This window comes from Chryseobacterium sp. CP-77 (assembly GCF_036362765.1).
Taxonomy (GTDB): Bacteria; Bacteroidota; Bacteroidia; order Flavobacteriales; family Weeksellaceae; genus Chryseobacterium; species Chryseobacterium cupriresistens.
The window spans coordinates 2056781-2069874 of sequence record NZ_CP143637.1; the positions used below are offsets into that span (position 1 = coordinate 2056781).

Below are 13094 nucleotides of genomic sequence, written 5' to 3' on the forward strand. Positions count from 1 at the left end.
CCCGTCAAAAATTCTTTGAATTTTCGCCACCCCACCAAAAGAGGGGAATTTTCACATCTTCAGTTGTAATTGATGTGAAAAGGAGATTAAAATTTTTAATACATCTTCTCTATAATATCCGCATATTTTTTGATCACCACATTTCTTTTGACTTTCAGGGTGGGAGTAATTTCTCCTGTGTTGATATCAAATTCTGCCGGCATTAACGTGAATTTCTTCACTTTTTCATAATCTGCCAGGTGGCTTTGTAATTCTTTGATTTTTTCTTTGTAAAGATCGATTACTTTCTCATTTTTTACAGCACCTTCCCAATTGGTAAAAGGAATATTATTTTTCTTAATATAGTCCTGTAAAAATTCGAAATTAGGAACGATCAGTGCTGAAACAAACTGTCTTCCTTCCGCAATCAGCATAATCTGCTGGATAAAATTATTATTGGTCAGTAGGTTTTCGATCTGTTGCGGAGCAATATATTTTCCGTTGGAAGTTTTCATCAGGTCTTTAATTCTGTCTGTGATGATCAGGTTTCCTTTCTCATCAAACTTTCCGGCATCACCGGTTTTGAACCATCCGTCTTCTGTGAATACTTTCTGGGTTTCTTCAGGTTTATTGTAGTATCCTTTCATGATTCCGTTCCCTTTGGCCTGGATTTCATCATTTTCTCCGATACGCATTTCTACTCCCGGAAGAGGCTTTCCACTGGTTCCATGCTCAAAGTGAGTTAAAGGGAAAAGTGTCAATGTTGCCGTAGTTTCCGTTAATCCATATCCAACAGTTACGTGAATGCCCACTGACTCAAAGAAACGGGTAACCTCTGGCGACAATGAAGCTCCACCACAAGGTAAAAACCAAAGTCTGCCACCCATTTTATTTTTAATTTTACTGAAAACCAACATATCAGCTATAGATTCTTTGAATTTTAATCCAAAAGGAACCGGCCTTTCATTTCTTCTTAATTCTGCGGTTTCCCATCCGGTTTTAAGCGCCCAGTCAAAGATTTTCTTTTTCAGAGCTGAACCTTCTTCCGCTTTTTCAAGAACTCCGGCATATACTTTCTGGAAAAATCTTGGTACGGCACACATGGCGGTAGGTTTTACTTCTTCCAGTGCTTTGGCAACATTTTTCGGATCTTCAAGGAAATACACACGGGCACCACCGTACAAACAAAGTAAACTCCAGCTTCTTTCAAATACATGGCTTAAAGGTAAGAATGCCAATGAAAGTTCTTCTTCAAAGTTTTTAAACTTAAAAAATTCAAAGTGTGAGTCGAATGCTTTGATGAAATTTCCGTGGGTAAGCATTACTCCTTTTGGAATTCCGGTAGTTCCGGAAGTATAGATCAATGTGGCCGTATCATCATTTTCTTTCTTACAGATCTCCAGCTCGGGTGAAGCTTTTGCAATGAAATCTTCAAGATAAAAACTGTTGAATTCTTTCTTGATCCACACTGCTTTTTTGGAAACAATAATCGTTTCCAGGTTATTTTCTTCTTTATGTAAAAACTCAAGACAGGCATCGTACTGCATCTGGTTTCCTACCAAAACGGCTTTAGCACCGGAATCGTTGATGATATGTTCTGCCTGCTCAGCATTATTCGTGGAATAAATGGGTACTGTAACTGCCCCGATAGCCATTGAAGCCAGATCCATGATCATCCATTCTGATGAGTTGTCTGAATAAATCGCGACTCTGTCATTCTCCTGAACACCGGATTCTTTTAAAGCATTGGCTGTTTTAAAAATAATTTCACTGAATTTTTTCCAGCTCAGCTCTTTCCAGGCATCTTTCTTTTTAAATCCGATGGCCGCTTTTATAGGATGTTTTTCTACATTTTTAAGGATAATTGCCTCTGCAAGATTCATTTCTTCAGCTTTTTGTCGTTAATATAATTGTTCAGGTGAAAGTCTATACTTTCTTTTACGGGAATAAACTGATAGTTCAGTTTTTCTCTGACTTTGTGATTGGAAATGGTGTTGAATGAAGAGATGGCCTCAATATTTGATTGGGTTACCATCCTTAGTTTGGGAATCAGCCATCCAAAAAGGGTGTTGGCTATTCTTCCGATATTGAGTACAGATTGTGAAAGAATTCTCGCATCTTTAAGTCCCAGGCGGGTTCTTACCTGTTTGGCAAGGTCTGCATATCTGTTATTTTCAGCAACAATAATAAAGCGTTCTCCGAAAAGGTTATTTTCCATTAATCCTATAGCCGTATTGGCTACATCCCTTACATCAACATACGCAGAGCCTCCTGAAAAGGTAAAGCTATTGTCTTCAAAGGTTGAGAAAAGCTCACCGCTGCTTTGGTTCCAGTTTCCGCTTCCTACGATCATGCCGGGATTAATGATCACCACATTCAGTCCTTCTGCAGAGGCTCTCCATGCCTCCATTTCGGATAAATGCTTGGAGATTGCGTAGGCAGAATGTTCCAGTTTTGGATTAAAGTCAGAATCTTCATCCAGTTCTCCTTTTTCATTAAAATTATCAAGAACGGCAACAGAACTTACATGAAGGAATTTTTTAACGTCGGATCCTTCACAGGCAAACAAAAGATTTTCCGTACCTTTAATATTGGTATGGTACATTTCTTTTTCATCTTTTGGATGAAAACTTACTTTGGCAGCACAGTGATACACCTCATCTACGCCTTGCAGTGCAGTTTTTAAAGAATCGAGATCATCAAAATCTACGTTTACCCATTCAATTTTATTGAAAAAATCGTCAGGATTCTCCGTATAAAAGCTGTATGAATGCTTTACTTCGTTTAAATTGCTGCCCGGCCGTTTGGAAGCACGTACATTTTTCCCTCTTTTAAGAAGTTCCAGTACAATTATTCTTCCCAGAATTCCGGTAGCCCCCGTTACAAAAATCATTAATTATTTTACTTGATTGCTGACTAAAATATAACAATATTTTCTATCCGGCAATGCTTCCGGATCGGTAAAAATTATTTGGAAAAACCGTTTTTGCAAATTTGCGATTTTTAAAGCATAATTCAACTTAATTTAACCAATATTATCATTCCGAATACCACAAACCTGAAAATTTAAATCACAAAAGGGTATCCAACTGAAAAGTCCTGAAAGAATTGACAACTTTCAGGACTTTTTATATTTAAAATTCTTTATTGCTTACGCCATTACCTCATTATTTCTTCTTGGCGCTTTATCGCAGAGAACATCTGCAATGCTTTTGGAAATAAGGTTTCCTTCTGTAAGATTATCCAGCCAGAAGAACTCTCCTGCCGCATTGATCTCGATAAAATAATATTCGTCTTCAGGGGAAACAATCATATCTATGGCTCCATAATCTACATTATAAGTATCAAGCAGTTCAAGCAGTTTTGCTTCTACATCTGCCGGAAGTTCTGTTCTGCTCCATTTATCAATCAAATTAACACCGTCTTTTCTCCAGTCTATTTTGGCATCTTCAGACTGCTGGGAATCTATTTCGAATGCGTAAACGTCTCTTCCCACAATGGTAATACGAAGTTCTTTTTTCTTCTGAATCATCTGCTGAAACTGCATCGGACAATACAGCAATGAATCCAGTTCTTCCAGTTTATCTTCGCCAACAACATTGGTAAACACAACATTTTCTATTCCATCTTCATAAATGGCAAAACCGGTCTGCATTTTGGCAACCACATTCTGATGTTTTACAATAAATTTCCTTGCTTCATCAGGATTATTGGTAAGACAGGTTGCCGGAATCGTCAGACCTAATTTATCTGCAATTTTCAATTGTTCTTCCTTGCTGTCGAGTCTTCTGTAAACACTTGGTTTTCCCAGAGAATAAGTATCCACAGATTCGAAGAAACCAAAAAGGGTATTTCTGATTTCTCCCATAGCCGCACCGTAAAATTTAGAGTCCATTTCTTCCTTTAATCCTTTTCCGATATTGTAAGCTCTTCTGTACCATATGGCAGAAATATCATCCAAACGATGTTTTGTTTCAGGCGTTTCAAGGTAACTTACCCATTCTCCATCCTGGAAAATAGTGGATAGTTTGTTTTGTAATGGATAAACGTCTACATCAAAGCGAATAACTTCACAATTATTTTTTTCAATGTATTCTGTTACTTTCTCAATGGAAAAGTTATCTGCGGTATGGGTAATTATTAAAATTTTATTCATGGAAATTAATTCTTTTGATAAGGTTATCGGCAATTTTTTCTGCAATGGGAAATCCCAGTTCTTTCTGAAGCATTCCCCATTCTCCCTGAGGATTGACTTCAAGGAAATAATACGCCCCGTCTCTTCCTTTGATCATATCGATCGCTCCTATATAAAGTCCCATTTCTTTCATCATGGAAGTGAGATTGGCTTTAATAGCATCAGGTAATTCGTAGGCTTCCCAGAAATATCCTTCACGGGCTACTCTCCAATCCGCATTTTCACTGTTATTGATTTTTCCTGTGAAAAACTCACCGTCTACATACACGATTCGTAATTCATATTCTTTGTCGATATAGGGTTGAAAAATCATCGGACAGTAAGCGATATCTGAAAGATGTTCCAGGGATTCTTCTTCAATAACTGTAGTGGAAATCATATTTTCCCCTGACATTGTTTTTGCGGTAACTCCGTGAAGCTTCGCTATGGCTTTTCCCTGGCAGTATTGATAAAAAAATGTCGTTATTTTTTCTTCATCATTGGAAAAAATGGTTTTGGGAATGGTTAAGTTATTTCTTTGTGCAATTTTCAGCTGAAAGATCTTATTACCGTCTATTTTTTTTTCACTTTCATAAGGGTTGATCCAGGGAATATGTTCTAAAGCTGTTATCAGATTATACCTCAGACTTCCATATTCGTTGAGAAAGATTTTTTCATAATCCTGATCCAGCTCTTCGGGAGCACTGATCTTCCAGGCTTTTCTGTGCCATACGCCTTTGATATCATCAGAATGAATGGTATTTCCTGATTCGTCAGTCAATTCAAATGAATCTTCATGAATACTGATTTTCTGAAGATGGTTCAGGCGGTCAGAATTCAGTCTGAAAAAGGGAATGTTTTTAGAGCTAAGATATCCGAAAAAGAGATCAATATTATAAAAATCCTGTGAGTGGGTGATGCAGAGAATCATTTGCCGGTTTTTTATTAAAAAGGGAAACTTACTATTTAAGTTTCCCCTATTATTTTATTGAATATTCTACTTATTATAGTGGAATAGTGATTGTATCATCATCACCGTCTGATGGATATTTCAGCGTGTGCATCATATCATCTTTTGGAGAGGTTACCGTGTCTATTGTCGGCTTTGTAATCAAATCTGTTTCAGCAAGTGTGATGTCACTTCCTCCTTTTACAGTTTCGGGATCCTTCACCTGTTTTTCCAGGAATGATGCGAAAAACGGCTTCTTCTTTGAGTTGTTGCTTTTCATAATGTTTTAGTTTTGGTTGGATTATAATTTAGCTTAATGCTTGTACATTATCATACTTCTAAAACATCCTCATCACCGTCTGAAGGATATTTCATCGTTACATTGTCATTATCAGGCGTAGTAACATTATCCTTAAGAGGAGTTGTGATCTGATCCTGCAGGGATGTAGTAATCTGATCTGCCAATACAGAAGTAATACCTCCACCTTTTACTGTTTCAGGATCTTTAACCTGTTTTTCTAAAAATGATGCAAAAAATGGCTTCTTTTTTGAATTTTTGTTTTCCATAAGTTAATATTTTTATTGTTTTTTGAAAATCCAAAGTACAAAAATTTCAACTCATGGAGAAATAATATATGTTTTTAATAAAATTTTAACATAATATTAAAAATCAAAGTATAAAATTAATTTAAACCAAGAAATTCCTTAACAACATTTGCAAAATCAACCGGATTTTCTGCCTGTACCCAGTGCCCAGCATTTTTCACCGTCACTATTTTAGCTTTAGGAAATTGCTGCTTGATACCAAATTCGTCCTGTGGCAGGATGTAATTGGATTTTGCTCCGGCAATGAACAGTGTATCACCTTCGAAAACTCCGAATTTAATGGCATTGGAGACAAATGCAGTATATTTTTCAGATAATGTTTTAAGGTTGAATCTCCAGCCCAGTTTTTTATTGTCATCCCAATACAGATTTTTCGTCAGAAACTGCACGGTAGATCTTTCGGGAATATATTGATTCAGAACTGCTTCCACCTCGTTTCTTGAAGTTACCGTATTGAAATCAACGGTTTCCAGTGCTTTGATAATTCCCTGATGATGCGGCGGATATGCCTTAGGTGAAATATCTACAACAATCAGTTTTTCAACACGTTCAGGATATTTTATAGCAAACTGCATTACTGCTTTTCCGCCTAAAGAATGCCCTAGAACATGTGCTTTTTGAATTCCGTAATGATCCATATAACGGGCAATATCATCTGCAAGGTCATCGTGAGACATGTTGTCTGAGTGAAAACTTCTTCCGTGGTTTCGAAGATCGATCAGGTGTACCGGAAGATATTCTCCCAGATCCTTTCCGAAACTTCCCCAGTTGTCGAGCATTCCGAATAGCCCGTGAAATACAAGAAGCGGCGTATTCGTTACATTTTCGCCGAATATTTTTGAGTTTAAAATTTCCATATTTTTAGAAGTTAGATGTGAGAAACTAGAAGTTAGATAAATCATGCATAATCTGTTTATGCTATTTTTAATATCATTGAAGTTGTACTAACTTCTCATCTCTAACTTCTGATTTCTTATTAATTACCATTTTGCCAGTCTCTTCAGATAAGCCTGAACTGTATTTTCCAATCCCATATAAAGTGCTTCAGAAATCAAAGCATGCCCGATAGATACTTCCAGAAGGTTCGGAATGGTATCTGAGAAATATTTCAGGTTTTCTAAGCTCAGATCATGTCCTGCATTAATTCCCAACCCGAAATTTGTCGCTTCAACAGCAGTGTCGTAATAAGGTTTTATAGCCTGTTCTTTATTGGTAAGATAGTTTTTTGCATAAGCTTCGGTGTACAGCTCTATCCTGTCTGCTCCAGTTTTGGCCGCATATTCTACAAGCTCCGGTAAAGGATCAAGGAAAACAGAAGTACGGATTCCCGCTTTTTTAAATTCTGCAATGATCTCTGTAAGGTAATCGAGATGTTTTTTGGTATCCCAGCCGGCATTGGAGGTAATGGCATCATCAGCATCCGGCACCAGCGTTACCTGCTCAGGTTTTACTTCCAATACCATATCAATAAAATCCTGATGAGGGTTTCCTTCAATATTAAACTCAGTGGTAACCAACGGCTTAAGATCATAGACATCTTTTCTTGTAATATGTCTTTCATCAGGTCTTGGATGGATGGTGATTCCCTGTCCTCCGAATTCCTGAATTTTTACAGCAGCTTCTGTCACACTTGGGGTTTCTCCTCCTCTTGCATTTCTTAACGTCGCAATTTTATTAATGTTTACGCTTAGTTTTGTCATTGTTATTTTAGATGTTAGATATGAGAAGTTAGATAACAAATTATTATTATAAGTTCCATTATACCTTCATACCATTATTAAATTTTATATTTATTATATTGCCTGACCACCAGTTGTAAAAGAGCTTAGCCTCTAACTTCTAATATCCAGTTTCTAACGTCTACACTTTCACGCTTACCTGCATCACCTGAAGTTCAAATTCTTTTGAAGCCACCAGTAAATGGTCAAAAATATCGGCCTGAATCTCCTCAAAACGTTCCCATTTGGAATCATTGGCAAAACAGTATACTTCAAGCGGAAGCCCTTGTGGGGTAATCTCCAGCTGGCGAACCATGCGGGTTCCGTTTTTATCAATATCAGGATCATTTTCAATATATTTCTGTGCATAATACCTGAAAACACCAATATTGGTAAGCTGTCTTCCATTCACAATTTTATCTTTATGCTCAAGACTTTCCTTTTCTTTTTTAATTTCTGAAGTTCTTTCTTCCAGATAATCTGAAATAAGGTTAATTTCCTTTAAGCGCTCAACATCTTCATCCGTCAGAAACTTAAAAGAATTGATATTAAAGTAGATTGATTTTTTTATTCTTCGGGTATTAGATTCAGACATCACCTGCATATTCTTGATCTCAGTGGTCATCAGATCATAGGTCGGAATTGTAGAAACCGTTTTATCAAAATTGGTGATTTTAGTCGTCAACAGGTTGATCTCCGTGATATTCCCTTCAATACTGTATTTGGGAATACTTACCCAATCCCCTACTTTTAAGTTTTTAGAAGTAGCCACATGAAGACCTGTAACAAATCCTAAAATAGTATCTCGGAAAACCAATACCAGAACAGCTGTAATAGCCCCCAGACTTCCTACAATGGTGGTTCCTTTGATCCCAAAAATCACACAAAGACCAACCACTGTAAATATAAAGAGTCCTAAAATCTTTACAGTTTCTGAAATAGCATTCAGCGCCATAATTTTGTAGAAATCCTGTTTGATGCTGAAATAATTTCTGAATGCGGTCAGCGATCTGTAGAGCATTCCTGCTAATATCAATACCAATCCAAGATTGATACATCTTATGATAAAAATGGTGGTCTTCGGGAGTGCATTTTCAGGAAATATAGATCCCTGTATCCCCGCAACCGCAGTCAAAGCAGCAAAATGGGCTACAGAATTGGTGATCTTCGACTGATAAATAGATTTTAAAATGGGAAACTTCTGCTCATTATAAAATAACCTGAATACTGAATTGATAATGAATTTAAAGATAAAATCAGTAATAAAAAACAGGACAAGAAGTAGACTCAGTTTGACAATGATATGAAAAACCCAGTCGAGCCCGGCTGGTGAAATCCGGGTAATATAGATGTAAAGCTGCTCGCTCAGCTCCTGTATAAAGTTTTTGGTTTCTTGTAACTGGTCATTCATTACAGCAAATTTATGAAATTAAGAATCATCATTTTACTATTCACAATCAATTTTCATCCCAAAAGGTATTCATCAGAAAATATTTAATAAAAATTACATACCGATTGTATTAAAAAATATTAAATCTTCTACAGCCTACCATTACAATTGAAAAATAAACCACAAATAACACATTTAAGTAAAAAAAATTAAAATAAATTTCAATTTTAATGTATTAATATTAAAATTTTTTTAAATTTGATTAAAACTAAACCCATCAAAATCAATTAAATATGAAACAAAACTACCTGTTGATCATGCTATGCAGCCTACTGCTCTTAGCTAATTGTAAAGGAGACGACTCTGCTACTCCCGAAGAAAATCCCACTAAAGTAATATCCACAGGAACAGTGGAAGGCAGAGTATTGGCAAAAAACGGGACCCAACCTATTGGAGGAGCTCTTGTATTTACTACTGACAGCCAAAGCAATATTTACCATACCTATTCCAATGCTGACGGAAGTTTCAGCTTAACAGCTCCTGAAGGCAAGACAACCCTTCACATTCAGACAGGTGACGGTAAAAATTTCAGAACAGAACTTCCTCTTACCATTAAGAAAGATGAAACAGTGACTGTAGCTGCCACAGATTCAAAATTGGATCAGATAGCAAAAATGGCTTATATAAAAGGAAGCTATGATGAAATTGAAGCCATTATAACTTCTCTCGGATATACTGCCACTGAAATTACGTATCAGGATTTAAAAAATATCAATACGATTTCCCAGTATGACATTATCTTTCTGAACTGCGGATCCCGTACTTACGCCCAAACAGGAACTTCAATGCCGAGCAATGACAACACTGTATATTCCAATCTTTCTACTTTTGTAACCAATGGTGGAAGCCTTTACAGCTCAGACTGGGCTTCGGCTTATCTGGTTGGAGGAAATACCAATACTGAAAACTGTAATGCTCCGGGAGGTTTTATCAATGATAACCTTCTTTGTCTGCAGGATACGGGCACAGCCACCACTTATATGGGCTGTAACGTTTCAAACACGGCCTTGGCAACTGCATTAGGATTTAATACCCTGGACATTCAATATGATATGGGCGCATGGGAAAAAATTCAAAACTATGATCCTTCATTCTGGGATGTTCTCGTAAAGAAAGGCAATGAACCGCTGATGATAAGAACAGGACATTATACCAATCCTTCTGCCCCACAGACTCCTGTAGGAACTTCTCTGAACAACAACCACATCACCATCTGCCATCACACAGCCAGTGGAAATAACATCACCATTACCATCAACCAGAATGCCTGGAACGCCCACCAGGCACATGGAGATACCATGGGATCCTGCACAGGAAATTCTACCAGCGGAAATATCTACTATACTACCTTCCATAACCACGCAAGCGGAAATATCGGTAAGGCAGGACCGATTCTGGAATACGTAATCTTAAATTTGTAATAAAATTTTATAACTCAGTTCTCAAAGTGGCTTTTTATAAGGCCACTTTTTTTATATTGCATCTTTAATTTTTAAAAGAATGGATACAACTATTATTAATATTTTATGCCTTATTTTATTATTTATAGGAATATTAGGAACTTTTCTTCCGGTATTGCCCGGTCTTTTGCTGAGTATCTGCGGACTGTTGATCTATAAATTCGGGACAGATGCGGATCTTCCGATGATTTATATCTGGGCCTTCGGAATTCTTACGGCAGCTTCTGTAGTGCTAAGCTACGTGATTCCGGCAAAGACCAACAGAAAATACGGAGGCACCCGTTGGGGAAGCATTGGTTCTGTTATCGGAACTATTGTCGGGATATTTATTCCGATTCCATTAGGTTTTCTGATAGGAATGTTTGCAGGGGTATTTATTGGTGAATTACTTCACGACAGTAAGGATATGAATAAGGCTTTACAATCTACCAAAGGAGCACTGATTGGATTCATTTACGGAACCGGATTCAGCTTTGTGGTAGGAGTGGCAATGTTTTTGGTAGTATTACTTGATATGTTCAACGTCATTTAATTAAATATAAGAAACTATGTTCCATAAAGTTATCATACTCAGTCTGGGAATATTTGCATTAACAGGATGCGATGCCCAAAAGAAATCCAGAATTAATACAAAATCCCCTGAAATGTCTACAGGCACAAAATCAACAAGTCCTGATAATCAGAAAGATGGTATTATCTACCTGAGTGAAGGCGAGAATAAGTTTTTAAGAGAATACCAGATGAATGTGACATTCAAAGGGGTTTCTGAAGACAGCCGTTGTCCTGAAGGAGTCAATTGTATCTGGGCGGGCGTTGCTCTTGCTCAGGTGGAAGTGATGGGAACTTCTACCCGGCCGATGATTCTGAACCTTGCCAGCGGAGATTTTCCGGCAAGAAATTACCACCAGTCGGCAGAATTTAATGGTTACACTATTACATTACAGGATATTGCTCCGTATCCGAAATCACAGGACGGGACAAAAGCACTAGCCGGAAAATATAAAATCGGAATTACAATAAAAAAAGCTGAACCATCAGCTGATTCTACCACGAAATAGGCTTCTTCCCTTTGGAAACAAGATATTCATTAATTTTTGAGAAAGGCTTGCTTCCAAAAAAACCTCTGTGCACAGAAAAAGGTGAAGGGTGTGCCGATTTCAGAATAAAATGTTTAGCCGGATCTATGAGTTCGGCTTTTTTTTGTGCAAAAGCGCCCCACAATACAAACACTACATTCTCTTTTTTATCTGAAATCTCCTTAATAATAAAGTTGGTGAATTTTTCCCAGCCAAGGTCTTTATGGGAATTGGGTGAATGAGCACGAACCGTTAAGGTAGCATTCAACAGTAAAACGCCCTGTCTTCCCCAATCATCAAGTTCTTTGGAAGTTCTTACTACGCCCAGATCATCTTTTAACTCAATAAAAATATTTTTAAGGGATGGCGGTGCGGCAACCTGTTCGGAAACAGAAAAGCATAAACCATTCGCCTGATAATCATTATGGTAAGGATCCTGCCCAATAATCACAACTTCAACATCATCAAAAGCAGTAAGTTCCAATGCTCTGAAGATCTGATTTTTTGGTGGAAAAACTTTGGTTGTTGCATATTCATTCTTCACTTTCTCCCAAAGGGTTGTAAAGTATTCCGTACTTTTTATCGGGGCTAAAATTTCTGTCCAGGTCATAGTGCAAAAATAATAATATTAAAATAAGGGCTTCCATTATACCTTAAATATCTTCACTTTTCTTTCAATCAGCATATAGGAAAAGTAAGACAGCAATAATGAAAAAGAGATTAACAATAAATTATTAAGATGATAATTATTCACAATAACAAAATCCTGTTTCTTCACCATATAATGGATAATATATAATGAGTAAGAGATATTTCCCAATAAATAAATGACTTTGGTTTCTAAAAATGCTTTTAGGTGATTTGACTTTCCTTCATAAAGGTATTTGATCATCAATGCTGATAGCAAAGGAATAAACAATAATCCTTTTTCTACAAACAACATGGATGCAAATAATATGAGAATGATATACATGATCAGATTTTCTTTCTTCATTTTAAATTGTGGTAAAAGGGCAGCCCCAATACCAAGAAAATAAGAAGAAATTGTCCTTAGAAGAGAAACAAGGCCGTATGGAAGATCAAGGTATCTTGGTGATTCTCCTACTTCCATGGGATGCTCAGAACCTATATATAAATGGCCGGGAATATAAGGAAGTGAAAACCTCAAAACCAAACTGGTAATAATTAAAATTTCGCTCCGTATTTTATACTGCAGAACAAACCATAACATAAAGGGGAATATCAGATAGCAAATCCATTCTGTGCTCAGCGACCAGTAGACAACATTCAACAGATAATCCGGATTAAAAAAACATTGTAATAAGGAAGCATTAATGAGAAATCCTGCTACAGAAGTCTTCACTAAAAACAATGCAATAAAAATAACTGATACAATATACACAGGATAAATCCTGTTGATTCTTTTTTTATAAAAAACCTCAACTCCTTTGTAGTTCAAATCCTTCAACTTTCCGGAATAGGAAACCGTCAGTAAAAAAGCGCTTAATACAAAAAAGATATCCACCGCTACATATCCTTTTCCTACTATATCCTGAATAAATTCGTTCCTGAAAAAACTAAAATGAAAAAAAGCTACCCATAATGCAACAACTCCTCTAAGCCCCGTTAAAGATTTTACTTCATTTTTCATATGTACTTTCAATCGGCAATAAAGATAGAGA

At 36.7% G+C, this 13094-nt stretch carries 14 protein-coding genes; 3 read left to right on the plus strand and 11 right to left on the minus strand.

The window, feature by feature from the left end; translation table 11 throughout:
- Positions 1-95 precede the first annotated feature (95 nt).
- The 9 genes from V0410_RS09150 to V0410_RS09190 form a co-directional block, all read right to left on the minus strand.
- Positions 96-1862 (minus strand): AMP-dependent synthetase/ligase, encoded by a 1767-nt coding sequence (locus V0410_RS09150; RefSeq protein WP_330747232.1) that lies wholly within the window; start codon positions 1860-1862, stop codon positions 96-98.
- A complete protein-coding gene (locus tag V0410_RS09155) occupies positions 1859-2872 on the minus strand; it encodes an NAD-dependent epimerase/dehydratase family protein (RefSeq protein ID WP_330747233.1) in 1014 nt (337 codons plus the stop codon). The genes V0410_RS09150 and V0410_RS09155 overlap by 4 nt, the downstream gene beginning before the upstream one ends.
- A 258-nt stretch (positions 2873-3130) precedes the next feature.
- Complete coding sequence (locus tag V0410_RS09160; RefSeq protein ID WP_330747234.1) at positions 3131-4135, minus strand: MvdD family ATP-grasp ribosomal peptide maturase; 1005 nt, start codon at positions 4133-4135, stop codon at positions 3131-3133.
- Positions 4128-5084: an MvdC family ATP-grasp ribosomal peptide maturase gene (locus tag V0410_RS09165; RefSeq protein ID WP_330747235.1), complete on the minus strand. Its 957-nt coding sequence runs from the start codon at positions 5082-5084 to the stop codon at positions 4128-4130. The genes V0410_RS09160 and V0410_RS09165 overlap by 8 nt, the downstream gene beginning before the upstream one ends.
- Positions 5085-5157: 73 nt before the next feature.
- A complete protein-coding gene (locus V0410_RS09170) occupies positions 5158-5382 on the minus strand; it encodes a microviridin/marinostatin family tricyclic proteinase inhibitor (protein WP_110010111.1) in 225 nt (74 codons plus the stop codon).
- A 50-nt stretch (positions 5383-5432) separates the two neighbouring features.
- Complete coding sequence (locus tag V0410_RS09175) at positions 5433-5669, minus strand: microviridin/marinostatin family tricyclic proteinase inhibitor (protein WP_227944394.1); 237 nt, start codon at positions 5667-5669, stop codon at positions 5433-5435.
- A 116-nt stretch (positions 5670-5785) separates the two neighbouring features.
- Complete coding sequence (locus V0410_RS09180) at positions 5786-6565, minus strand: alpha/beta fold hydrolase (RefSeq protein WP_330747236.1); 780 nt, start codon at positions 6563-6565, stop codon at positions 5786-5788.
- Between the two features lie 123 nt (positions 6566-6688).
- Entirely contained in the window at positions 6689-7408 is a 720-nt protein-coding gene (locus V0410_RS09185) for a pyridoxine 5'-phosphate synthase (protein ID WP_330747237.1), read from the minus strand.
- A 160-nt stretch (positions 7409-7568) separates the two neighbouring features.
- A complete protein-coding gene (locus V0410_RS09190; protein WP_330747238.1) occupies positions 7569-8837 on the minus strand; it encodes a mechanosensitive ion channel family protein in 1269 nt (422 codons plus the stop codon).
- A gap of 272 nt (positions 8838-9109) precedes the next feature.
- Here V0410_RS09190 and V0410_RS09195 point away from each other — a divergent pair, with 272 nt between their 5' ends.
- The 3 genes from V0410_RS09195 (at position 9110) to V0410_RS09205 (ending at position 11394) form a co-directional block, all read left to right on the plus strand.
- Complete coding sequence (locus V0410_RS09195) at positions 9110-10297, plus strand: carboxypeptidase-like regulatory domain-containing protein (RefSeq protein WP_330747239.1); 1188 nt, start codon at positions 9110-9112, stop codon at positions 10295-10297.
- A gap of 79 nt (positions 10298-10376) precedes the next feature.
- Entirely contained in the window at positions 10377-10868 is a 492-nt protein-coding gene (locus V0410_RS09200; protein ID WP_330747240.1) for a DUF456 domain-containing protein, read from the plus strand.
- A gap of 16 nt (positions 10869-10884) precedes the next feature.
- Positions 10885-11394 carry a hypothetical protein gene (locus tag V0410_RS09205; RefSeq protein ID WP_330747241.1) on the plus strand — a complete coding sequence of 170 codons (510 nt, stop codon included), beginning with the start codon at positions 10885-10887 and terminating at the stop codon, positions 11392-11394.
- On the opposite strand, the gene V0410_RS09210 is transcribed toward V0410_RS09205, so the two are convergent.
- The gene (locus V0410_RS09210) at positions 11381-12022 is read right to left on the minus strand and encodes a uracil-DNA glycosylase (RefSeq protein ID WP_227942919.1); all 642 of its coding nucleotides are present in this window, start codon (positions 12020-12022) and stop codon (positions 11381-11383) included. The genes V0410_RS09205 and V0410_RS09210 overlap by 14 nt on opposite strands.
- Before the next feature lie 36 nt (positions 12023-12058).
- Entirely contained in the window at positions 12059-13063 is a 1005-nt protein-coding gene (locus V0410_RS09215; RefSeq protein ID WP_330747242.1) for an acyltransferase family protein, read from the minus strand.
- Between the last annotated feature and the right edge of the window lie 31 nt (positions 13064-13094).